The following is a 23,986-nucleotide window of genomic DNA, read 5'->3' on the forward strand; positions in this document are numbered from 1 at the left end:
GTGGTTCGGCGACCTGGTCACCATGAAGTGGTGGAACGACCTGTGGCTGAACGAGTCCTTCGCGGAGTTCATGTCTACCCTGGCCGCCGCGGAGAACACCCGCTATGCCAAGGAGGCGTGGGCTACCTTCTCCGCTTCGGAGAAGACCTGGGCCTACCGTCAGGATCAGCTGTCCTCGACCCACCCGATTGTGGCCGAGATTCGCGACCTCGCCGACGTTCAGGTGAACTTCGACGGCATCACCTACGCGAAGGGTGCCTCGGTGCTGCGTCAGATGGTGGCTTGGGTTGGCCAGGAGAACTTCATGGCCGCACTGAAGGTGTACTTCGATAAGCACAGCTGGGGCAACACCGTGCTGGACGACCTGCTGGTGGAGCTGGAGCGCACCTCCGGCCGCGACGTGCGCGCCTGGAGCGCCAAGTGGCTTGAGACCGCCGGCGTAAACACTCTGGCTGTTGAGGTTGAGAATGACGAGGCGGGCAACATTTCTTCGCTGGGCATCCGCCAGTCCTACGCCGAGGGCTTCGAGACCCTGCGCCCGCACCGCGCTGTGATTGGTTTCTACAACCTGGTGGACGGCAAGCTGACCCGCACCGACCGCATCGAGCTGGACATCGACGGCGAGCTGACCGTGGTCGAGGAGGCTGTAGGCAAGAAGCGCCCCGACCTGCTGCTGCTGAACGATGAGGACCTGGCCTACGCCAAGATTCGCCTGGACGGGCGCTCCATCGAGACCGCCATCAAGCACCTGGGCGACATCGATTCCTCCGTGGCTCGCGGCGTGGTCTGGGGTTCGCTCTGGGACACCGTGCGTGACGCTCAGATGCCGGCCCGCAAGTACGTTGACCTGGTGCTGAACAACATCGGTAAGGAGACCAACTCCACCGCTCTGCGCACCCAGATTAACAACCTGTCCGCTACCCTGCACTCCTTCGTGGCTCCTGAGGCTCGCGAGGAGACCCGCCACCGTGCAGCTGACCGTCTCTGGGAGCTGGCCAAGGCCGCTGAGCCCGACTCGGATGCTCAGCTGCAGCTGCTGCAGGCGTTCATCAACCAGACCCGCACCGAGGAGCAGTACGACAACGTGCAGCGCCTCTTCGAGGGCGAACTGACCCTTGAGGGCCTGGACATTGACGCCGACCTGCGCTGGAACCTGGTGTGCCGACTGGCAACCGGTGGCCGCTTCTCCGCCGAGCAGATTGCCGAGGAGCTGGAGAACGACAACACCGCTAACGGCCAGCAGTACGCAGCCCAGGCGTACGCATCGATTCCGACCGCCGAGGCTAAGGCTGAGTACTGGAACAAGATCATGGTGACCGGCGAGCTGTCGAACATGATTCAGCGTTACGCTATTTCCGGTTTCAAGTCCTGCAAGCCTGAGCTGATTGCCCAGTACGATGAGCCGTACTTCGAGCAGATTGAGGGCATCTGGCGTTCGCGTTCGCACGAGATTTCCATGCAGATTATTGGTGGTATGTACCCGAGCGTGCCGACCGCTGAGCTGCTGGAGCGTACCGAGGCGTACCTGGCTTCTCTGCCCGAGGATGCTGCGGCTCTGTACCGCCAGATTGCGGAGGCGCGCGACGGCGTGGCTCGTGCACTGAAGGTTCAGGCCGCCGATATCTAGTGGCGTTGCTTTAGGCATCGACCCGTTGGCGCGGCGGTGCGCGTGAGCGGCTCCCCGAGTCGCTCGGTGCACGCCGCACCCGAGACACCCCCTCTCCCCCAGGCATCCGCACGATGCCGGGGCGGAGGGGGTGTTTCCGTGCCCGAGAGAGCGTCGGCTCCCGGCACCGAGCCGGGAAACGGGGCGGGGCCGATTGGATTCGGATCGGGAAGGAGCCGAAACCGGGGCACACAAATTATCGGCACTCGGGTGCATATTTTTCAGTGTTTTTGCTTAAACCCCTCGGAAAAGCTCTCCACTTGGGGTTGAACCTACCGTACACTGTAGGTATGTCTTCTACCCGGCCCCATTTCAAACGCGTCACCACGGTAGGCGCCGTCCTCGGCGTCTTCGCATTAGGTTCCCTCGGCCTCTACGCCGTCGAGGGCTCCAGCACCCCCAACGCATCCGCGGCCACCGCCCACGCGCTCAACCCGGAATCCCCGGTCGTCGCCTCGACGGACCCAGTGGCAAGCCCCACCGAGAGCCCCTCGGCGGAACCCACCCCCGAAACCGTGGCGCAGCAGATGGACCGGGTCGCGCAGGAGGCCTTCGGGGCGGAGGGCGCGCACCCGGTGGGCGAGGCGCAGAAGCCCTTTACCACCTCCCAGGATGCCGCCGACGTCACGGTGCAGCAGTACCAGGGCGGCGTGGTCATGCATACCGCAGCCCATGGCGCGGTGGCCATGCACTCCGGCATCTACGCGCACTGGTGGAAGCAGCGCGAGTACAGCGATTTTGCCAGCCTCGAGGGGCTGCCGACCGGCTGGCGCTCCGAGAACGGAATCATCTACACGACCTTCGAGAAGGCCGAACTCTACTGGGACACCGCGATGAACGTGCCCCGAAGCACCACGACTCTGGGCGCGCAGGACGCCCTCGTCATCGGTGACTCGCAGGTTCTGCCGACCTCGTGGGTTGGCCTGGGCCTTTCCGAGGCGGGCTTCACCTCCCACATGTTCCGGTGCGGCGGCGTTGGCTTCGTGGCCTCCCGCCCCGGCGCCTGCCCCTCCTACTACCAGGGCGTGATGGAGAGCGTCTGGGCCCTGCCCGGCGGCGCCCCCGGCGTGATTTACCTGGATGCGTCCGGCAACGACATGTACGTCGACGAGGATGAGGCGAAGGCTACGGAGCAGACGCAGGACCGCCAGACACGGGTCATCCAGCAGCTGCAACGCATGTACCCTTCCTCGAAGATTGTGCTCGGCGGCGTGGTGTCGATGAGCGAGTCCGCCGCGCCCGATCCGCAGAAGGCCCACAAGCGTCACACGGCCAACGAGGCGGCGAAGGTCGTGGCTCAGCAGACCGGCGTGCTCTTCATGGACACCTCGGACTGGCTGACCCTGTACCTGGCCGAGGGCGATATGGCCGACGGCCTGCACCTGAAGGACGAAACGCAGTACAAGATGGCGGCCCCCTTCGCCGCGCGGATACGCGAGTTGCTGGCTTCCTAACCCCGCATCTTCTTTTGCATAGCGTGAGGCGCCGGAAAGAACCTATCTTTCCGGCGCCTCACGCTACGGTCAATTATTGGGAGGGTTCATGCAGGGCTCGTCAGGAGCCGCCCTCCGATGCGTCCGGGTTATGGCCGAGACCTATAAACCGAGGAGGTCTACGCAGCCAGGCGCTGGTCCTTCTGTGCCTCGGCGCGTTCGTGGGCGCGCACGCCGTCGGCCAGGCGGCGCTGCTGGCGCTCGCGGGCGGCCTGCTTCTCACGCTGTTCGGCGGCCCAGGCGACGGGGTCGATGCCCACGGGCTCGTAATGCCACTCGCCCACGTAGTCGCGAATCGGGGCCACCCAGGTCACGGGGATGCCTCGGCGCAGGTACACCTCGTGCTCGTTATCTTCAAAGGCGTGGATGATGCGGTGGCCGTCTGCCTCCAGGGAATCCAGGATGGAGCTCTTCCAGGCGGCAGTGTCGGACTGGTCGCGGCCGGGCTTGGCAATCACGTACTTGGGGTTGATGTCGGCGCGGGCGATGAACTCGTTCAGTTCCTTCATGTAGGTGCCGTCGCGGCCGGTAATCACGGCAATCTGAGCGCCGGTCTGTTCCGCCATATCGCGTACGCTATCGGCCACCTCAACGTTCACGGTGGCGTGGCGGATGGCCTTGAAAAAGCGGCGGTAGCTGGTGAAGAAACCGCTCAGATACTTATCCATCTGGTCTCGGTTGCTGGCAAGAGTGCCGTCGATATCGACTGCAATCAGGTCCATGAGGGGTCTCACTTTCAACCCGCGCGGGAGGATGCGCCCGGTGACGGCGCGGCGGAAGATTCCCGTGCGGTGTGGCTGGTTTATCGGTGCGTTTGCCACACCCCGGTGCGGGTGTAGCCTTTCTAGATTACCTCTTTCCGTAAAGTTTTGTCTCGTCAGCGGTCATATATTAAGCCGTGCTGATCGCTTTTTGGACGCATCTCACCCCCTTGCAGACCGGGGTCCGCGAGGGAGGTGAAGGACAGAAGCGGGCGCTACGGGCCCGAATACGACGATTATGCGCCCTAGAGCGAGGAACTAGAGCAGGGAACCGGAGCCACGGCGCACCAGCACCATGCCGGCCGGTGCCACGATGCGCAGCCACTCGTCCGAGCCCACGCGGGCGGCGAAGACGGGAAGCTCACCGGTAAAGCCCTCGGGGATGAAACCGTACACGCGCAGGGCAAAGGCGGCACCGGTGGGAACCTGCACGCCGTCAAAGGCAGGCAGGTACTCCAGCACCATGGGCGAGGACCAGATGCGAGAGCGTACCGTCGTCAGAACCGCAGCCCCCGGGTTCTCGGGCAGGGCGCGGTCCACGGCTTCCAGGCCCTCGGCGGTGGCTCGGGCAAACTCCTCGGCCGGCACGGTGCCCACCTCGGACCAGCCGCGCACGGGGGCTGCCTTACCGGTCCAGCCGGCGTTGACGGTCACCGGGGGCATGTAGAGCACGAGCTCGGGGTTCTGCTGCCCCTCGGCGCTCTGCTGCTCGGCTCCCTGCTGTTCGGCTTGCTTCTGCAGCCGAGCCAGACGTTCCTGCAGGGCCTGGGCCCGGACCGTCATATCCAGGGCGGATTCGGCGGCGAGGTGCAGGGCGCGCATCCCCATGATGACGGGCGCGATCGAGGAAGCGTCCTCGGGCTCCAGGGAGCAGGCGAAGACGGCCAGCACGCGGCCGCGGGCGGTCAGGCGGATCGCCGCATCCGGGTTTACGGCCAGAGCGCGGGAGATGTAGGTGGCCAGGTCCTTCACCACGGCGGCGCCGTGCGCGCCTCCGGGCAGGATCAGATAGGGTTCCTCCACGCCTTCGTGGGGGTTGTACTTGAGCTCGATGGGGGCGCGGGTGCCGTCTTCAGCGGCGGGTGCGGGGTTCTTCTCGGACGGGGTGCTCATCGTAGCTCCTTGGGTTATTCTCTATCTCTTCGCTCCGAGGCGGTCGGTTGCAGGCCGCGCGCGTCTCAGAGTGTGCCTTCCCACTCTACGCCACCTTCGGCCCCTCTGAAAACGTGGGAAAATGAAAGCATGACTAAGCCCACTGTGACTCAGAACCTCATGCGGATGCTGGACCTCTCCCCCGTCGAGGCGGCCCCCGCCTCCTTCGGCAGCGATGAGGCACTCAGCGGCGTGACGCTCACCCGCGAGCAGCCTCGTACCTTTGGCGGCCAGGTGCTCGCCCAGTCGATCATTGCCGCAGACCGTACGGTTGAAGGGAAGGCCCTGCACTCCATCCACGCGTACTTCCTGCGCCCCGGGGATATTGAGCGGGAGCTGTTCTTCTCCACGCAGCGCCTGAACGATAGCCGCTCCTTCTCGACCCGCCGCGTGCAGGTGTTCCAGGATGAGGCACCCATGTTCTCGGCGATTATGTCTTTCCAGGCTGAGAGCCGCGGCCCCGAGCACACCGCGGTGACCATGCCGGAGGTTCCGGACCCCGAGTCCCTGCCGAAGGTCAGCGACTACCTGGGCGAGCTGCCGCATCCGATTGCGCAGGCGGTGGCGTGGGAGCGCCCGATTGATATGCGCCACGTGGATGCGCCGCTGTACACTCAGCCGGATTCCTCCTCGACGGAGCCGCGTGCCTGCGTGTGGTTCAAGACCTTTGACCGCCTGGTGCACGCTGATGGTTCCGAGGCTTCGGATGCGGAGCACCGCGCCGCGATCGCCTACGCTTCGGACTACCTGCCGCTGGAGCCTGCCCTGCGCCGTCACGGCAAGTTCTGGCTGGAGCCGGGTCTGAAGAGCGCCTCGCTGGATCACGCGATATGGTTCCACCGCCCGGCGCGCGCCGACGAGTGGCTGCTGTACGTGCTGGATTCCCCGAGCGCGCAGGGTGGCAGGATGCTCGCGCAGGGTTCGATTTTCAATCGTTCCGGTGAGCTGGTGGCGACCGTGGCGCAGGAAATGATGTTCCGCCTGCCCGAATACCGCTAGAGTATCGGCACCGCAACAGCTCAAAACGTCAGAGCATACAGAAAGACCGTGTGAGGTGGTTGTCTCACACGGTCTTTCTTATGTTCTAGCTAGATGCAGCCGGGAAGCTCTTAGTGAGCTTCGACGTCAATCACGCCGTCCGGGGAAATGTGCACGGTGCGCTTGGCGCGGCGGGAAACGAAGAAGTCACCCACGAACACGAGGCCGATTAGCAGCAGCACCAGGGCAATTCCCCAGACCGCCACCGTACCGAAAAACATCGGGAACAGCAGCACGAGCAAACCCAGGATCAGGGTACCGATAGCAGAGAACTGCAGGTGGCGTCCGGCGGCGAAGCTCAGGTACTTCAGGCCCTGAGCAGTCATCAGACGAATCAGTGCCCACGCAATCAGCCACACACCCACAATGGTCGGAATGTACGTCGCCTGCGCACCAGCCGAAGCGCTCAGCAGAATCAGACCAACCACCACGGTCAGGATGCCGTTAACCAGGTCCCAGCCGGTACGTGCCGGCTTCAACGCGCCAAAGTAGCGGACCAGCTCAAACACGCCACCGAGCAGCACCGCAATCGAGAATACGAAACCCAGAACAGCCAGAGGGGTGGCGGGGTTGGCGAACATATAGATTGCCGTTGCGACCAGCAGCAGACCGGTGGCTAAGGACATCCAGTTATATTTTGAAAGCATGACACTCTACCCTTCGTATCAAATGCGTTAGTTATACACGTCCATTAAACCGCGAATATGTACTCTGCTATGACGTACCGGTCACTACTGGGCGAACTATTTCTACCGGTGAACACATGCTCCTCCCCTCGCCAGCGCATACGGCATCCAGTGCATACAGCATCCAGCGGGTACAGCGAAGCCCCGCCTCCCCGTGCTTCAACAGCTCGGAGGCGGGGCTCGCTACCGGTTCAAACCCTATCGGGTCAGCTTGCGGTGCACCACGCGGTGCGGCTTGGCGGCCTCGGGGCCGAGGCGCTCAATCTTGTTCTTCTCGTAGGACTCGAAGTTACCCTCGAACCAGTACCACTGATCCGGGTTCTCGTCGGTGCCCTCCCACGCCAGGATGTGGGTTGCCACGCGGTCCAGGAACCAACGGTCGTGAGAGACGACCACGGCGCAGCCGGGGAATTCCAGCAGCGCATTTTCCAGGGATGCGAGGGTCTCAACGTCCAGGTCGTTAGTGGGCTCGTCGAGCAGCAGCAGGTTACCGCCCTGCTTGAGGGTCAGCGCCAGGTTCAGGCGGTTGCGCTCACCACCGGAGAGCACGCCGGCCTTCTTCTGCTGGTCCGGGCCCTTGAAGCCGAACGCGGAGACGTACGCACGCGAGGGCATCTCAACGTTGCCGACCTGAATGTAGTCCAGACCGTCGGAGACGACCTCCCAGAGGGTCTTCTCCGGGTCGATGTTGGCACGGTTCTGGTCGACGTACGAGATCTTCACGGTCTCGCCGACCTTCAGGGTGCCGCCGTCGAGGGGCTCCAGGCCCACGATGGTCTTGAACAGGGTGGACTTACCCACACCGTTAGGACCAATCACACCGACGATGCCGTTACGGGGCAGGGAGAAGGACAGGCCGTTAATCAGGGAGCGGCCGTCGAAGCCCTTCTGCAGGTTCTCAGCCTCGATAACCACGTTACCCAGGCGGGGTCCCGGCGGAATCTGGATCTCTTCGAAGTCAAGCTTGCGGGTCTTCTCAGCCTCCGCAGCCATTTCCTCGTAGCGGGCCAGACGGGCCTTCGACTTGGCCTGGCGGCCCTTCGAGTTCGAGCGAACCCAGTCCAGTTCCTCGCTCAGGCGCTTGGCGAGCTTGGCGTCCTTCTTGCCCTGAACCTCAAGGCGGGAGCGCTTCTTCTCCAGGTAGGTGGAGTAGTTGCCCTCGTAGGGGTAGAGGTTACCGCGGTCAACCTCGGCAATCCACTCGGCCACGTGGTCGAGGAAGTAACGGTCGTGGGTCACGGCGATGACGGCGCCCTCGTAGGACTGCAGGTGCTGCTCCAGCCAGAGCACGGACTCTGCGTCCAGGTGGTTGGTGGGCTCGTCGAGCAGCAGCAGGTCGGGCTTCTGCAACAGCAGCTTGCACAGTGCCACGCGGCGGCGCTCACCACCGGAGAGGTGGGTGACGGGCGTGTCGGCAGGCGGGCAGCGCAGCGCCTCCATAGCCTGCTCCAGCTGGGAGTCCAGGTCCCACGCGTTGGCGGCGTCGATAGCCTCCTGCAGCTGACCCATTTCCTCCATGAGGGCGTCAAAGTCGGCGTCGGGCTCAGCCATGAGGGCGGAAATCTCGTTGAAGCGGTCGAGCTTGGCCTTAATCTCGCCCACGCCCTCCTCAACGTTGCCCAGAACGGTCTTCTCTTCGTTCAGCGGCGGCTCCTGCAGCAGGATACCCACGGTGTAGCCGGGGGTCAGGCGTGCCTCGCCGTTGGAGGGCTGGTCGAGGCCAGCCATAATCTTGAGGATGGTCGACTTACCCGCGCCGTTCGGGCCAACCATACCGATCTTGGCGCCGGGGAAGAACGACATCGTCACGTCGTTAAGGATGACCTTGTCGCCCACGGTCTTGCGGGCCTTGATCATCTGATAAATAAATTCAGCCATAGTTACCTATTTTAGCGTGGATTCGCCGGGCGTTACGAGAGATTTGGCGAAGGGCACTAGACTCGAAAGTATGAGTACCCGACAGTATCGCCCCGAGAGCATCGACCGCTCCCCCGCTCGCACCCCGGAGGGGGTCACGGATTCCGTCCCCGGGGAGCCCGAAACCTTCGGAGCCCCCGGAGCAGGCGGAGCAGGTGGAGAGCTCACCGCCGAGTCCCTTCAGCCGGTTCTGCACCGCCTCGCGCTCGCCATGCCGTTGGCAACCTCCGACCAGCCGTTCGGGCCCGAACACACGGTGTACCGCATCGGCGGCAAGATGTTCGCCATGTACACCGAGGGCATCGGCTACCCCATTGCGAACCTCAAGACCGACCCCGAGGAATCCGAGGTGCTGCGGCGCATCTACCCCTCCATCATTCCGGCCTGGCATATGAACAAGCGACACTGGATTTCGGTGGGTGCCGGTGAGGGCGTGACCGAGCGGGTGCTTGCCGAACTTGTGGAGGATGCCTACCTGCGCGTCATGTACTCACTGCCCAAGGCGAAGCGCCCCATCGAATTTCGCGAGCGCCCCGTACCCGAGAAACGCTGAGGGCCGCCGGATGCGCGTGCTGGGCAACCGGGCGCGCGCGGGCGGGGTAAAGCGGAGGGTTTAAAAAGCGGAACGGGTGGGCATCCAATCCGGACCATTGGATGCCCACCCGTAAGCATAGGTACTTTTACCCGCGCGACGGAGGGTCATCAACCACGATGAACGCTCGAACCACCAAGCTCCCATCCCATAAAGTGCGGGGTGCTTATACCATGCACCACTGATTAACACTGGGATGAATGAAGTTCTCAGACCGGGCATCCCATGCAGAGGATGCACCCGCGTGATGGCGTCATCTACCCCCGAGGTGAAACTCAGCCGAATCATGCAGTTCGACCGAGTGGGGATTACATGCTTCGCCCGCACTACCGGCACGGGAGAAGTCTGTTCTCGGGATAATCATAACCTTTTTGCATTAAAGTGTCATATTTTGATTGAGGATTCACGGAATCTTTCGTTGAACGTATATCAACTCGGTTGATTTTCTCGCGTCATACGTTGATTATTCCCTCAATCAAGCCTTGACCTGGGCTTTTACCGCGATAAGCGCCTCAGCACTCCGGGTGCCGACGGCCCGCAAAAACCCGCCGCTCGGATGCACTCCGTGCAACCGGGCTAGGATGCGGCGCCCGCCTCGGGAGCCGAAGCCTCAGACGATGCGGGCTCCGAGGAGGCAGCCTCGGCGGCGTCCTTCTGCTGCTTCGTCTTCTTCTGAGCCGCCTTCGCCGGGTTCGCAAAATGCACCCCGCGCTCGGCCAGGAAGCGGCGATCCTTCTTATCCCACTGCTCCACCGGATACGCCTCCAGCAGGTCCGGGCGGCGCTCCAGGGTGCGCTCAATCTGACGGTCACGACGCCAACGCGCAATCGCACCGTGATTACCCGAGAGCAGCACCTCCGGCACCTCACGGTCGCGCCACACGGCGGGCTTCGTGTACACAGGGTACTCCAGCAGACCGCCCGTGTGCGACTCCTCCTCGAGGGAGGCGGGGTTGCCCATCGCGCCGGGAATCAGTCGAGTAATGGCCTCAATCATCGCCATGACCGCGACCTCACCGCCGTAGAGCACGTAGTCGCCCAGGGACACGGGCATCACGCGGAAGCCCTCCTGCGCCCAGTCCAGCACACGCTCGTCAATGCCCTCGTAGCGCGCCGGAGCGAAGACAATATGCTTCTCCTCCGCCAGCTCGTACGCCATCGCCTGGTCGAAGACGGCACCCGCCGGGGACGGAACGATGAGCAGCGGGCGGGTATCTGCGGCGGGGTCGGCACCCTCAGCAGAGTCTTCGGTGGCAGTCTGCAGCGGGGAGGCGGCCAGCACCTCGTCCAGGGCCAGGCCCCACGGCTCGGGCTTCATGACCATGCCCGCGCCACCGCCGTACGGGGTGTCATCCACCGTGCGGTGACGGTCAAAGGTGTAATCGCGCAGGTCGTGCAGGTGCAGGTCCACCAGGCCCTTCTCGCGCGCCTTGCCCAGCAGGGACAGCTTCAGCGGTTCCAGGTACTCGGGGAAAATCGTGACCACGTCGTAGCGCACGGACTACTCCCCCGCCCGTTCGGTGGCCTGGTCGGCCTCCTCAACCAGGTCAATCAGACCCGCCGGAGGGGTCAACAGCACGAAGCCGGGCTCCTCCTCGGTGGAGGGAACCACCTCGGGCACAATCTCCTCGACGAAGGGAATCATGATTTCCTCGCCCGCGCCGGAGGCCAGGCGCGGCGAACGAGCCAGCTTAATGAGCAGCAGGTCCTGGACCGGCATGGTCTGCAGCCCGGTCACCTTGCCCAGCGGCTCGCCCACGGCCGGGTTATCCACGGGGCTCTCACCCTCGGGCACATCCGCCAGCAGGTACACGGGCAGGTTCACGAGCTCCTGCTCGTAGAAGCCCTCTTCCTCGCCGTCGTCCTCGGGAACCTCGTAGACCAGGCGGGTGCCGCGCAGCTCCTCCGCCTGGTTGCGGGTGGTCACCTCGTCAAAGCGGACCACCAGAATCTTCTTGTTCCAGCGGGCACCGGCCACGGTCAGCTCGCCGGCGGGGGCCACCGACGCGGCGGCTGAACCGGGCTTGAAATTCTCAACGCCGAGCACCTCACCGCGGGCAAAACGCTCCTGCGGGGCGTCGGTGAAAAGCTGAACCGTCACCTCGCCGCGAATACCGTGCGGCTTACCGATACGAGCCACCACAACCTGCATAATTTTCCTCCGCTGGGTACAAGTCGAACCTATGCCGCGCGTCTGCACGGCTCCCACTATTCTACCGGGCACCCCGGGCGGACGCACTCTGCCGCCTCGCCCCCCCTCCGCGGCGACCGGGGTGAGCGCTCGCGAACAGAGTCCGGGTACGCGAACGCCCCCGCCTCCGGAAATCCGGAAGCGGGGGCGCTTCAAACGTTACGAGCTAGCGTCGCTTCTTGTCGGTGTCGATAATGTCGATACGCATCGGCTCGCCATCAGAAATAGCGTCCATCACCAGACGGATGCTCTTGGCGGTGCGACCGGACCGGCCAATGACTCGGCCCAGGTCATCCGGATGCACACGAACCTCAAGGGTCTCGCGGTGACGCTGGGTGCGCAGGCGCACCTTCACGTCCTCCGGACGATCGACAATCCCTCGAACCAGGTGTTCGAGTGCGTCAGCCAACATGATTACTCAGCTGCTTCCTCAGCCTCAGCCTCGGGAGCTGCTTCCTCAGCAGCCTCTTCAGCCTTCTCAGCCTTGGGGGTGATAGCCTCGGGCAGGATCACGGAACCCTTCTCGGGAACAACGAACTCAGCCTTAGCCTCGACGGGCAGAACCTTGGACTCTGCCTTCTCGCCCTTGAATGCAGCCCAGTCGCCCGAGAGCTTCAGCAGAGCCAGAACCTGCTCGGTCGGCTGTGCGCCGACGGAGAGCCAGTACTGAACACGCTCAGAGTTGATCTCGATACGCGAGGGGTGCTCGGTCGGGTGGTAAATACCAATCTCCTCGATGGTCTTACCGTCGCGCTTGACGCGCGAATCAGCGACCACAACGCGGTAACGAGGATCGCGGATCTTACCCATACGCTTGAGACGAATCTTAACAGCCACTTTAGTGGTTACTCCTGTTTCATAATTTGGTGCGAGGCACGCGGTTCAGCACCCGTGGGGCGGGCCATTCACGGCGCCTCTATGGACACAACGGCGCGCGAAGAGAGGGGTCGCGCGTCGCCGGGTACTCAGTTAGGGTATCAGAGCCCGAGATTTTAAGCTAGCGACCGTGCACATTTAATTGCAGTTAATCGCCGCGGGCCCCTCCATTGCCCGCAAAAGGCTGGCGGAGGGGCCCGCAAGCCCCGCTAGTCGAGGTTGCTCATCTCCAGGGTCTCCCCCGTATCCAAGGCCCGGTAGCACTCGCGCAGGCGGTGCACCATCGATGGACGCACGTAGCCCTCCAGGTTCTCGGGGGCCACCCACTCGTAGGTCACCAGCTCGGCGTCCTGCAGGGTAATCTTCGTATCCGCCGCAATCACGCCACCGTCATACATGTAGTAGGTGGAGTCACCCCACACACCCAGGGCCAAGCCGTGGAAAATCAGCAGCACGCGGCCCAGCTTCAGGTCCAGGCCCAGCTCCTCCACGATTTCGCGCTCACAACCGGGCTTGGGGGCCTCACCAGCCTCCACGGTGCCGCCGGGCAGAATCCAGCCGTCCTTATAGTTCGGCTTGACCAGCAGCATCTCGCCACGCTCGTTGCGGATCAGAGCACCAGCCGCCAGGCGGCGCGTGGGCAGGGTCGCGATAAAAGCCTTCAGCTCTTCATCGCTCAGGTAGGTATCCCTCATCGTAGTTCTCCTTAACGTTCTTTCGGCGCGCGCACGCGACGCACCATGTTCCGGACTCGCTCGCGCAGGCTCGGGTTCGGGTTCGATTCTTCCCCGGGTTCTTCCGCGGTACGGTAGTTGCCCTCGCGCAGCTCGTCAATCAGGGTGCGCTTGGCGGGGTGGTGTTCCCGCCCGCTCTCACCAGGATGCACGACCTCCGCGGGGGTCGCGGCGGGGCGACCCTCGTGGCCGTGCTTCTCCAGCTGGGTACGTTCGAAGGAACGCACGACGGCCGGAATCAGCGCGGATTCAACCGTGGCGTTCAGGGCAAAGAGTGCCGCAGCCACCGAGAACTTGCGGCTCGCCCTACCCTGAGCGCGGCGGCGACGCGCCACGGCCGCCAGGGTCATGGCGATAGCGCTCTGAGCGGTAACGTCCGCACCCAGGGCAAGCCCCACGCGGCGGGTCTTCGCGCGAATCTGCTCCGGGGTCAGGCGCTTGCGGCGCGAACGCGGAGCAGAGCCCTGTACGAAAGGGCCCTGCAGCGCAGGGGGCTGGGGCGCCGGGTCTTGGGGTGTGCTCGGCGCAGGCTCATCGCTCGCCGCGGCATCATTCGCGAGCGCGGCGGAACCCTCGGAAGCCCGCTGGATTACCGATGCTTCGTGCGGCTCCTCGTGCGACACGGGGTCGGCCTCGCGCATGGCACTGTCGAGGGACAAGCGTCCTTCTTCAGCCTCCACGAAAGAGTCCGGGGCCGATCCCTCCGGCGAACCCATATGGGTGTACTCGTAGGGAATGTGCCCGTTATTGATGGCGTCCATCCACTCGGCGAGGGTTACTCGGCGACCGGTCGCCACCAGCTGATAGCTACGCTCCAGAGGCGAGGTGTAGCCATCCGGGTAGGGTTCAATCTCCTCGTCGTCCTCGAAGGAATCATCCTCCGCGGCAGTGTCCTCAGAGACAGGGCTCCCAGAGATAGTGTTCTCGGAGAAGGTAGCCTCGGCAACGGAGTCTTCCAGCGGGAAGGTAACGTCCACAGCTTCAGATGCCTGCGCCTCATCAGTAGCTTCAGCCGCATCAGCTGATTCAGCAGAACCGGCGGGCTGTGCGAGCTCCTCATCCTCGGAGCCGAAGATACGGGCCGTGCTAATCGAGGCCACGTCAAAGCCGGCGGTCGGCACCAGCGCCAGCTCGGTGGGCACGCCCAGAAGCTGCAGGACCGATTCCAGCGCCAGGGTGTTGCTCGTATCGCGAAGGTACGCGTTCAGGCGGCGGCCGGTCGTAGACTCAGCCTCAACACCGAACAACGCCATCACATTGGCGATGCTCTGCGCAAGCTCTTCCTCATCGGAACCAAAAATTTTCGAGCCGGCAAGCTCCGGAGCCGTTCCGGGAAGACCCGCGAGCAAATCCTCCAGCAGGCCGTCGTAACGGGCCAGCTCCTCCACGCTGAAGGCGCGGTTCAGGCGCTTGGGCACGCGCTGCCAGCGGAACTCCTCCACAATGCTCTCGCGAGGCTCGCCGAAAGCCTCCAGGTACCACTCGTCATCGGAGTAGGGCTCGAGGGCGGGTTCTTCGCAGACCACCAGGTGCTGCTGGTTCACGTTACCCTCAACGATCAGGGCGTTGCAGCTCAGCAGCCCCAGCAGGGCCATAAGGTCCACCGGGTCGGCCGAGATGAGGGTCCACTCCCCCGCCGGGGCGGCCACCACCTGCCGAGTACCGGCCGGAAGGTAGGCCAGGAGAAGGCCCGTAATCATGTCGATGGGCAGGTCGACGAGCATGGCGGCGTCGCCGTCCACGTAGAACTCCAGCTCCTGCACGGTGCCGGGCAGCGCCTCCCATTCGGTCGCCTCGCCCTCCATAGCGGCACCGGTGACAGGGAGCTTCTCAACCAGCTGGGCCACGTAATCCTCGATGGGGGCGCCCAGGCTCAGCGTGCCGTCTGCCACCTCCAGAACGTTCAGGTACCCCTCGGAGTCCACCGCGCAAAGCACGTGGAGCTGCACCTGCGTCTCACCCAGCTCGTAGGCGATGAGCTCGGAGTCGCCGGCCGTGGCCTCGATGAGGGCGGCAATCAGCTCCTCGTCAGTGGTGGAGCGCGCCATGATGCGGCGGCGCTGAATCTTTTCCTCCAGCTCAAGGTTCCGGTCACTAGGCTCCTCGCCCCGCGGTTCGGTTTCGCCGCCCTCGCCCGAGCGTTCAGGGCTCACGGATTCGTCCGGGTCGGAGGGCGCGGGGGCGCTATCCCACAGGCCCGAGAGCTTGTCGACGGTCCACTCCTCGCTCTCCAGGTCGGCGGCGATGCGGTCCACCCGGCTGCGGTCCTGCCAGGAGTCCGCCGCGGAGTCCCGGTCGGTTCCGTGCATACTGCGTGCCTCGCGGATAAGCCGCAGCAGGGTAGCGGTCACGTCGTCGACGGCCGGTTCGTCGCTCTCGCTGGAGTAAACGAGATCGCCGGTGACGTCGGCGGAGTTCTCACCGTAGTCCAGGGCAAGACGCACCCAGAGAGGAATGTATCCGGGGAGCCCGGGCAGCTGTTCGCCGTGGCCGTCAAACGAGGGCTCGAGCACCGCTCCGAGTTCCGACTCCGTCTCGTCCGAGGCGACCTCCCCCGCGGTATCACGAGCCGGGACGCTTTCGGGCAGGGAGCCTCCGCCAGACAGTCCTCGCACCTCGCCGTGCTGGGCTTTGTCAGGCTGAATCTCGCCGTACTGGGTCTCGCCGTACTGGGTCTCGCCGGTACGCGGGTTCTCGCGCTCCCCGTTCTGCTCGTTCTGAGTCATTGTCCCTCCCTTCGGCCCCCTCATCGGGCGCCATACCGGTACGGGTGCGCACCGTAAAGTCGATGCGCACCCGTACCGCCCCTTGCGGGGTTGCGTCTGCTACTACTGCAGGAACTTCTCGAAGCCCTTCGGCAGGTTCATACTGGACAGATCCATTTCCTGGTTCTGAGCCTGCTGACCGAAGGCAGCACCGGCGCGTGCCTGCTGCGCCTTAGCTGCTGCCGCCTCCTGGGCCGCACGCTTCTGCGGGTTGCCGGAGCGGGCCTTCTTCTTCTTGTTGTTCTTCGCGTTCTTGCGAGCACCACCGGCCGCTGCCGCCATACCGGGCATCTGCATACCGCCGGGCATGCCGGGCATCTTGCCCGAAGCGAGCTTCTTCATCATCTTCTGAGCCTGGGCGAATCGCTCCATCAGCTGGTTCACCTCAGACACGGTCACGCCCGCACCCTTAGCGATACGGGCACGGCGAGAACCGTTAATGATGCGCGGAGCCACGCGCTCGTGCGGGGTCATGGAGCGAACAATCGCCTCCACGCGGTCAATCTCGCGCTCGTCAAAGGCCTCGAGCTGCTGACGCATCTGAGCCGCGCCGGGCATCATCATGAGCAGCTTCTTCATGGAGCCAAGCTTACGAATCTGCTGCATCTGAGCCAGGAAGTCCTCGAAGGTGAAGTCTTCCTGGTCGATGAACTTCTTCGCCATGCGGTCGGCTTCGGCCTTATCCCACTGAGCCTCGGCCTGCTCGATCAGGGTCAGGATGTCACCCATATCCAGGATGCGGCTTGCCATACGGTCCGGGTGGAACTGCTCAAAGTCGGTCACGTTCTCACCGGTGGAGGCGAACATAATCGGCTTGCCGGTCACCGAAGCCACCGACAGGGCCGCACCACCGCGGGCGTCGCCATCCAGCTTGGACAGGACAACACCGGTGAAGTCCACGCCCTCGTTGAAGGCGTTGGCGGTGTTCACGGCGTCCTGACCGATCATCGCGTCGATGACGAACAGAACTTCGTTCGGCTCAATGGCGTCGCGGATATTGCGTGCCTGCTGCATGAGCTCGGCGTCAACACCCAGACGACCCGCGGTATCGACAATCACCACGTCGTGCAGCTTGGCGCGAGCCTCGGCCACACCGTCACGCGCCACCTGCACGGGGTCGCCGGTGGGCACGTCAAACTCGCTGGTCACGCCGGGGTGCGGTGCGTAGACGGGCACGCCCGCGCGCTCGCCGACGACCTTCAGCTGGGTCACCGCGTTGGGGCGCTGCAGGTCGGAGGCAATCAGCATGGGGGTGTGACCCTGGCCCTTGAGCCAATAGGCCAGCTTGCCGGCCAGGGTGGTCTTACCGGCACCCTGCAGACCCGCGAGCATGATGATAGTCGGGCCGCTCTTGGCCATATTGATGCGGCGGGTAGAGCCGCCCAGGATGCTCACCAGCTCGTCGTTCACGATCTTGACGATCTGCTGGGAGGGGTTGAGCGCCTCGGAAACTTCCGCGCCGAGGGCGCGCTCCTTCACATGGGCGACGAACTCGCGGACCACGGGCACCGCGACGTCGGCGTCGAGCAGGGCGCGACGGATTTCGCGGACGGTTGCATCAATGTCTGCCTCGGAGAGGCGGCCCTTGCCGCGCAGGTTCTTAAAGGTTGCCGTCAAGCGGTCGGAGAGAGAATTGAACACGATCCGTGATCACTTTCTTAACGTTGAGGTGGCCCCACCGCGGGGGCGTGCGGGGATGGTTAGTCAGTCCTTAAGGATACAGGATGCGCGCTTTCTCCCCCGCTTATGCCTGTGGATAACGCGCGGGGTTCACCGCGAGCTCAGCAAAGGGCCGCCGGCGAGCGCATCCGAGGCCGTCTTCGGCGTGCGGGTTGCCAGACGTTCACCCGGCGCTCGGGACTGCCCGCAATGAGGTCGGGGCTGCTCTTTTCCGCTCCCCCGCGTCCCGCTAATAATTAGATTTTCTAGACCGCCTGGGTTAGAATCTTAGAAGTGTCGCGCTCCGCGTGCGATGCGCCCGAGTGGCGGAATTGGCAGACGCGCCTGACTCAAAATCAGGTTCTTCGGAGTGTGGGTTCGAGTCCCACCTCGGGCACCAACGCAAAAGCGGCGGGAAAGTTTGAAGCTTTCCCGCCGCTTTTTCTATACCCGCGCATCCCAGCGTTGCCGCGCAAGCTACCTCATCCCCATAACAAAACCGCCGCCCAGCCGTGATAGTTCACGACCGGGCGGCGGTTTCATACACCTTAGCGCAACCTACGAGGGGTGGCCTCAGCTACGCATCGGAAAGAATAGTCAGCGGCTTAGCGCTTGACCTCGTTCTCCTCGTAAGGACGCAGGGTTTCGCGCTCACCGTCTGCACCGGAAACGCGGTGTACCTGAACCATGTTGGTGGTACCGGCGCGACCCGCGGGAGCACCGGCAGCCACGACGACCAGGTCGCCGGCTTCTGCCAGGCCGTTCTTGAGCAGGTACTCGTCCACGAAGGTAAAGATAGCTTCCTGATCAGTAATCATCTCAACCTGCTCAGCTTCAACACCCCACAGCATGGACAGGAAGGAACGAACCTTCGAGCTGGTGGTGAATGCAACCACGGGGGTCTCGGGACGCAGACGTGCCAGACGGCGTGCGGAGTCACCGGACTGGGTGAAGGTCACGATGAGCTTTGCATCCAGCTGATCGGCGATGTTCACTGCAGCACGGGTGATTGCGCCGCCGCGGGTGCGGGGCTTGCGGTCCAGTTCGGGCACGCGGTACAGGCCGCCCTTTTCGGTATCCTTGACGATCTCGGCCATAGCCTGCAGGGTCAGGATCGGGTACTTACCGACCGAGGTCTCACCGGAGAGCATCACGGCGTCTGCACCGTCGAGGATTGCGTTAGCGCAGTCAGAAACCTCTGCACGGGTGGGGACGGGGTTGTCGGTCATGGACTCGAGCACCTGGGTTGCCACGATAACGGGCTTTGCCCAGCGGCGTGCCATGTCGATAGCCTTCTTCTGAACGAGGGGAACCTCGGAGAAGGGCAGCTCAACACCGAGGTCACCACGAGCAACCATGATGCCGTCGAACTTGTCGATGATGTCCTGCAGGTTGTCCACTGCCTGGGGCTTCTCGATCTTGGCGATGACGGGTACGCGGATACCCTCTTCCTCCATGATCTTGTGGACGGGCTCAACGTCTGCACCGGTACGGACGAAGGAGAGTGCAATGATGTCCGCACCCATCTTCAGGGCGAAGCGCAGGTCGTTGGCGTCCTTCTCGGTCAGTGCGGGCAGAGAGACCGCAGCGCCGGGCAGGTTGATGCCCTTGTTGTTGGAGATGGGGCCGCCCACGATGACGCGGGTGCGCACGCGGGTGGGGGTCACCTCGATAGCCTCGAGGCGAATCTTGCCGTCGTCGAGCAGGAGCTTGTCGCCGAGCTTTACGTCGCCAGGCAGACCCTTGTAAGTGGTGCCGCAAATTTCTGCGGTACCCTCAACGTCTTCGGAGGTAATGGTGAAATCGGCGCCGGGCTCAAGGTATTCCTTACCGTTTGCGAAGCGCTCGAGGCGAATCTTGGGGCCCTGCAGGTCGGCAAGGATAGCAACGTCCTTACCGAGCTTTGCGGACTCTTCGCGGATGGTGTTGTAGCGTGCCTGATGCTCGGCGTGGTCACCGTGGCTCATGTTCAGACGGGCGACGTTCAGGCCAGCCTTGATTGCCTCGGAGATCTTCTCGGGAGATTCGATTGCCGGACCGATGGTTGCAACGATTTTTGCGCGCCTCATGTACCTAACCTTTGTGTGTTGTTTCGCGCACCCCATGAGGGGAAACGCCGGTTTTTCGGGGAAGGTCACTACTGATTTCCCACTCATTCCCACGCTTTCCAACAAAATGGAACATGCCGAAGGCGTAGGATTCTTTCTCAATTATAGGGGTTTTACAGCCTCTTGGGTATGCCTATTTCGGTCTTTCTGACGGGGAATTAGTGTTTCACCTCGCACCCCAAAATCTTCTCCCGCACACCCCCGGCATCCCTTCCGCGCAAAGTCGCGGTATACGGCATTTGAGGCACTCCCCACCAAGAGAAGATAAGCAATGTAACAATTGGTCACGCCCATTAACCTTCGGGCGTGTTTGTGAGCTCAGGGTCCCTTCTTGTGAGGACCTATGAGAAAATATATGAGGCTTCCAAGGCTAGGCGATTTCACATTTTCGCGCGCCTAGCATATATTGGAAGCAATAATTAGTATTTGAAATGCGAAATATATCTGGAAGGTTCACAGATGACTACTCGCGTGCTGATTATCTTCGGCTCCACCTACGGCTACACCGAGCAGTACGCCACCTGGCTGGCAGAAGATCTGCGTGCACTCCCGCAGGCCCCCGAGGTTGAGACTGTCCCCGCCTCCAAGGTCACCCCCGAGCAGGCAGAGGCATTCGATGCCTTCGTGATTGCCGGTAGCGACTACGGTGGATTCCTCAACGGTGCCCCGGCCCTTCGCAAGAAGATTTTGCCGGTTATCGCCCCGAAGAAGAACCGCACCGCGTTCTTCACCGTGTCCTTCACCGGCGAGTACTCGAAGAAGCTGCTGGACAAGGCCGTAGCCAAGAGCTACACCCCCGAGCTGACCGAGGGTCGTCCCGTTTACCACCTGCGTGGCGGCATCGACTTCGATAAGATTTCGCTGGCTCACAAGACCGCCCTGAAGGGCCCGGTCCGCGCATGGCTCATGGCGAACCCGAACCCCAACGAGGGCATCAAGCAGATGCTCGAATGCTACAAGACCGGTAAGGCAGAGTATATCGACCGCGAGAGCCTCAAGCCTCTGGTCGAGGACATTGCCAAGTTCCTCTAGGATTGCGCTAACGTAGCCGTTCTGAGGAATCGCTTAGCTTTCGTGTGTACCCCGCTCGAACGCACCGGGTATCCCGTTCAACGGTTGAGACGGATGCGTTCGGGTGAGGGATACGCGATTCAAAACGTGCCGATTGGCACCATAGAGTGGTCGATGACTTCATCTCTCCTGCATCGACCATGAAACTCCGGGTACCGGTGCGAGGCCGCGCCAAAAACAGTACCCGGAAACCGAGGGGTGGGTCTTTGTGTGTGCGGCCCACCCCTTCTTTCATGCCCTCTCCACCGGCCCGAGGTACCCCCTCCTCCGCACGACGCCGAAAAATGCGCACGGACGAAAAAATAACCGTCCAAAACCCCTCGGAAACATTGCGTTTCGCGGCGCGCGTACCGTACCCTTTTAGCTGTGCCCGTCGGCGCCTGCCACCCCATCACCGGCCAGCCACCCCGCGGTGGCGCATCTTCTTCCGGTGGCAGAATCCAACCACGAATCCACGAGGGACCACTGTGCCTTCAACGGATTGTCGCGCCCGAACGCGGCCGCCATTTCACTCACATCACCGGCGACCGTACCCGAACGCACACTACAGAACGATTCGTTCGTTCCGTGTCATGCTGTTCTACCGCGCGCCGGAACCACACCATTCACAGTCAACTCAAACACAGGCATAAATATGAAGATATTCCAGACTGCCGGGCGCTCCGCGGCAGCCCGCTCCCTCATGGCATCGGCCGGTGCCCTCTCCCTCCTGGCGTCCTCTCTGACCGCAGTTCCGGCGGCCTTCGCGGCCCCCGAGGCTTCCACAAGCCCCGCGGCTACCGCCAGCGCACAGCCCGTCGATGCGAACACCTCGTACGAGAACCTCACCTACGCACCCGCCCCGGACCCCGCACAGGTTGAACGCGACAACCCCGCCATGGGTGCCGGCGAGCGCGAACGCATGGGCACCGCTAATGCCCGCACCGGCGCAACCTCCGCTCCCACGGCAACCCTGAGTGGGCTCGCCGCGGGTAGCTCTTCAGCACAGGCGCTGGCCCCGGGCCGCTCCGCCTGGACCCCCAGCGGTGGCACCCTCGGCATGGACGTCTCCTCGCACCAGCAGAACGTGGACTGGGCAAGCGCCTGGGCGGCCGGTTCCCGATTCGCCTATGTGAAGGCCACCGAGGGCGCGTACTACACCAACCCCTACTTCGGGCAGCAGTACAGCGGCTCGGCCTCCGTCGGCATGGTGCACGGCGCCTACCACTTCGCCAACCCCCGCACTTCCTCCGGTGCCGATCAGGCCCGCTACTTCGTGCAGAACGGCGGCGGCTGGACCGACGACGGCAAGACTCTCCCGGGCCTGCTGGACATCGAGTTCAACCCCTACCCCACCTACGGCAACACCTGCTACAACATGACCGCGGCGCAGCTGACCGCCTGGATCCGCGACTTCGTGGACACCTACCGCGCGCTGACCGGTCGCGCGCCCATGGTGTACACCGCAACCTCCTGGTGGTCCCAGTGCGTGGGCTCGCAGGAGTTCGGCTCCCTGCCGCTGCACCTGGCCAGCTACTCCACGGTCGTGGGTCGTATTCCCGCCGGCTGGAACGGTTACGACATCTGGCAGTTCACCGACTCGGGCCCGTTCGTGGGTGACTCTAACTTCTTCCCCGGCAGCGTCGAGGACCTGAAGGTCCTGGCGAAGAACCCGAAGGCTGAACACCGCAACTGGGCCAAGGACAACCAGCCGACCCAGAACCCGAACGTGGTCGTCACCCCGACCGGTTCGATTGATATTCGCACCGGCATTGGCGTGGCCTGGAACCGTAACCGAAGCTTCTACGGCAACCCGGTCGGCGGCGAGTATAGCCTGGGCTACGGCGTGTATGCCCAGAAGTTCAGCAACCGCAAGACCATCTACTGGACGAACGCGAACGGGACCCACTGGGTGGTGACCGACGGCGGCCTCGATCACAAGTTCCGCTCTAACGTGGCCCGCTACCGCGGCCTGACCACCGATGAGGGGGGACGCTTCCAGACCGTGGCGGTCTCTTTCGCCAACGGGGAGGGCGCCTACTGGACCGAGAGCACCGGAACCCATACGCTCAACGAGCGCGGCGGCATCTATTGGGCCTGGCGCAATTCCGGTGCCCAGGGTGCCCCCACCACGGATGAGGAGAACCTGGGCGGCGGCATCGCCAAGCAGGAGTTCTCCGGCCGTCGCACCTTCGTGTGGAGCGCGAAGACCGGCACCCACCTTCTGCGTACCGGCGGCGCGTTCTACTACCGTTTCCTGGAGCACCGCAATGCCTGGGGCGCCCCGGCGACCGACGAGACCGCTAACTCCACGGGCGCGCAGGTGCGCTTCGCCTCCGGCAAGATGCTGCTCTGGTCGGATGCGTACGGCGCCTACGAGACCAACGGTAACGGCGCGATCTACAACCACTGGGCTCGCAACACGGCTCGTTACGGTGCGGCTCGCGGCAACGAGTCCTACGCGAACGGGGTGTACTACATGGATTTTGAGCGCGGTACAATCCGCTGGACCGCTCAGCGTGGCATCTACTAGGCCTACGCCCTAGCAAACATCACGGATATAGAGAACGAGGGGCACCTTCTGCCACAGAAGGTGCCCCTCGCCGTTTCCGCTCCGAGGATGCTAAGCCTCTGCCGAGTGTGGGCAGAAGGGTTACACACTGCCGCGAGCGGGGTGGGTTACCGAGTGAGTAGAGAAACCCGGTCATGTTACCCGTGCCGGCAGGTAAGTTTATGTCGTACCCGAGAAGGTAGTTGAGTCATCTCGCGAGGCGGGCCCTGGATTAGTGTGGCGAACGCAATCCCCCTTGACTACGTCCGTGGGGCCCACACTAACCGCTGTGAGGCCTAGTCCCAGGAGGTGTCTAGAGGGGCAGCCTGACCGGAAGTAGGACTCATGGCGAATGACGGCACGGTACGAAGATGCTGAAATTCACCCGGGATGCGGCGTTCCGGGGAAGGAACCGATATCTAGGAGGGCGGTTCCTTCACACGCCGTGTCCCTCATTCAAGGATAGGTCGAAGGAGGGCTTTCCGCCCATCATTTCGGAAAATATTACGTCTCAACCGTTGATTGAAAGTTTACCTGATAAAAATATATTTTGAATCCTTTGGATGTCTAATAGTGCATATTTTTCGGGTGATTTACTGGAGTTTTTGAGATAATCCTCGATTATTTCAAAATAATTTTATGGATATATTACGTTTAGGTGTTTCGCACTCTCAGCGGTAACGCCAAGCTTTTCCAGCCAGAAATCTCTCTTACGGAAACCCTTGCCACAGGCTGCGGAAAGCCCCGG

General features: G+C 63.1%; 18 protein-coding genes and 1 tRNA gene. 7 read left to right on the forward strand and 12 right to left on the reverse strand.

What is annotated here, in order from left to right:
* A partial coding sequence (locus HMPREF2944_RS07815; protein WP_210398463.1) for an ERAP1-like C-terminal domain-containing protein occupies window positions 1-1,627 on the forward strand: 1,627 nt, incomplete at its 5' end.
* Between the two features lie 329 nt (window positions 1,628-1,956).
* A complete protein-coding gene (locus HMPREF2944_RS07820; RefSeq protein ID WP_070682185.1) occupies window positions 1,957-3,120 on the forward strand; it encodes a GDSL-type esterase/lipase family protein in 1,164 nt (387 codons plus the stop codon).
* A 158-nt stretch (window positions 3,121-3,278) separates the two neighbouring features.
* Here the strand turns inward: HMPREF2944_RS07820 and HMPREF2944_RS07825 are convergent, their stop codons facing one another.
* Both HMPREF2944_RS07825 and HMPREF2944_RS07830 read right to left on the reverse strand, forming a co-directional pair.
* A complete protein-coding gene (locus HMPREF2944_RS07825) occupies window positions 3,279-3,881 on the reverse strand; it encodes a phosphatase domain-containing protein (RefSeq protein WP_070483980.1) in 603 nt (200 codons plus the stop codon).
* Between the two features lie 297 nt (window positions 3,882-4,178).
* Window positions 4,179-5,033: a DUF8185 domain-containing protein gene (locus tag HMPREF2944_RS07830; RefSeq protein WP_070682187.1), complete on the reverse strand. Its 855-nt coding sequence runs from the start codon at window positions 5,031-5,033 to the stop codon at window positions 4,179-4,181.
* Window positions 5,034-5,162: 129 nt separating this feature from the next.
* Here HMPREF2944_RS07830 and HMPREF2944_RS07835 point away from each other — a divergent pair, with 129 nt between their 5' ends.
* Window positions 5,163-6,071, forward strand: coding sequence for an acyl-CoA thioesterase (locus HMPREF2944_RS07835; RefSeq protein ID WP_070682190.1), 909 nt, complete (start codon window positions 5,163-5,165; stop codon window positions 6,069-6,071).
* Window positions 6,072-6,181: 110 nt separating this feature from the next.
* Here HMPREF2944_RS07835 and HMPREF2944_RS07840 read toward each other — a convergent pair whose 3' ends face one another.
* Window positions 6,182-6,736, reverse strand: a complete 555-nt coding sequence (locus HMPREF2944_RS07840; RefSeq protein ID WP_246826295.1) for a DUF308 domain-containing protein — start codon at window positions 6,734-6,736, stop codon at window positions 6,182-6,184.
* 258 nt (window positions 6,737-6,994) lie between these two features.
* Window positions 6,995-8,674: an energy-dependent translational throttle protein EttA gene (gene ettA, locus HMPREF2944_RS07845; RefSeq protein ID WP_049343810.1), complete on the reverse strand. Its 1,680-nt coding sequence runs from the start codon at window positions 8,672-8,674 to the stop codon at window positions 6,995-6,997.
* A gap of 70 nt (window positions 8,675-8,744) precedes the next feature.
* Here ettA and HMPREF2944_RS07850 point away from each other — a divergent pair, with 70 nt between their 5' ends.
* Window positions 8,745-9,266 (forward strand): MmcQ/YjbR family DNA-binding protein, encoded by a 522-nt coding sequence (locus HMPREF2944_RS07850; protein WP_246826296.1) that lies wholly within the window; start codon window positions 8,745-8,747, stop codon window positions 9,264-9,266.
* Window positions 9,267-9,881: 615 nt separating this feature from the next.
* On the opposite strand, the gene trmD is transcribed toward HMPREF2944_RS07850, so the two are convergent.
* From trmD to ffh, 7 genes are all read right to left on the reverse strand, one after another.
* The gene (trmD, locus tag HMPREF2944_RS07855; protein WP_070682196.1) at window positions 9,882-10,802 is read right to left on the reverse strand and encodes a tRNA (guanosine(37)-N1)-methyltransferase TrmD; all 921 of its coding nucleotides are present in this window, start codon (window positions 10,800-10,802) and stop codon (window positions 9,882-9,884) included.
* A 3-nt stretch (window positions 10,803-10,805) separates the two neighbouring features.
* A complete protein-coding gene (rimM, locus tag HMPREF2944_RS07860; protein ID WP_070682199.1) occupies window positions 10,806-11,456 on the reverse strand; it encodes a ribosome maturation factor RimM in 651 nt (216 codons plus the stop codon).
* Between the two features lie 205 nt (window positions 11,457-11,661).
* A complete protein-coding gene (locus HMPREF2944_RS07865) occupies window positions 11,662-11,907 on the reverse strand; it encodes an RNA-binding protein (protein WP_005505691.1) in 246 nt (81 codons plus the stop codon).
* A 2-nt stretch (window positions 11,908-11,909) separates the two neighbouring features.
* Window positions 11,910-12,332 (reverse strand): 30S ribosomal protein S16, encoded by a 423-nt coding sequence (rpsP, locus tag HMPREF2944_RS07870; RefSeq protein ID WP_049343812.1) that lies wholly within the window; start codon window positions 12,330-12,332, stop codon window positions 11,910-11,912.
* 248 nt (window positions 12,333-12,580) lie between these two features.
* Window positions 12,581-13,066 carry an NUDIX domain-containing protein gene (locus tag HMPREF2944_RS07875; RefSeq protein WP_049331372.1) on the reverse strand — a complete coding sequence of 162 codons (486 nt, stop codon included), beginning with the start codon at window positions 13,064-13,066 and terminating at the stop codon, window positions 12,581-12,583.
* Between the two features lie 11 nt (window positions 13,067-13,077).
* Window positions 13,078-15,831: a hypothetical protein gene (locus tag HMPREF2944_RS07880; RefSeq protein WP_070682202.1), complete on the reverse strand. Its 2,754-nt coding sequence runs from the start codon at window positions 15,829-15,831 to the stop codon at window positions 13,078-13,080.
* A 102-nt stretch (window positions 15,832-15,933) separates the two neighbouring features.
* Complete coding sequence (gene ffh / locus HMPREF2944_RS07885; protein WP_049331374.1) at window positions 15,934-17,511, reverse strand: signal recognition particle protein; 1,578 nt, start codon at window positions 17,509-17,511, stop codon at window positions 15,934-15,936.
* Between the two features lie 335 nt (window positions 17,512-17,846).
* Here ffh and HMPREF2944_RS07890 point away from each other — a divergent pair.
* Window positions 17,847-17,929 (forward strand) — tRNA-Leu (locus HMPREF2944_RS07890).
* Window positions 17,930-18,134: 205 nt separating this feature from the next.
* On the opposite strand, the gene pyk is transcribed toward HMPREF2944_RS07890, so the two are convergent.
* The gene (pyk, locus tag HMPREF2944_RS07895) at window positions 18,135-19,598 is read right to left on the reverse strand and encodes a pyruvate kinase (RefSeq protein WP_070682205.1); all 1,464 of its coding nucleotides are present in this window, start codon (window positions 19,596-19,598) and stop codon (window positions 18,135-18,137) included.
* 498 nt (window positions 19,599-20,096) lie between these two features.
* On the opposite strand from pyk, the gene HMPREF2944_RS07900 reads away from it, so the two are divergent.
* On the forward strand, window positions 20,097-20,669 hold the full coding sequence (locus HMPREF2944_RS07900; RefSeq protein ID WP_049331378.1) for a flavodoxin domain-containing protein: 573 nt from the start codon (window positions 20,097-20,099) through the stop codon (window positions 20,667-20,669).
* 673 nt (window positions 20,670-21,342) lie between these two features.
* Complete coding sequence (locus HMPREF2944_RS09200; protein WP_070682207.1) at window positions 21,343-23,220, forward strand: GH25 family lysozyme; 1,878 nt, start codon at window positions 21,343-21,345, stop codon at window positions 23,218-23,220.
* Window positions 23,221-23,986 lie beyond the last annotated feature (766 nt).

Origin of the sequence: Rothia sp. HMSC072E10 (assembly GCF_001813965.1) — a bacterium.
In the GTDB taxonomy this organism is placed as follows: domain Bacteria; phylum Actinomycetota; class Actinomycetes; order Actinomycetales; family Micrococcaceae; genus Rothia; species Rothia mucilaginosa_A.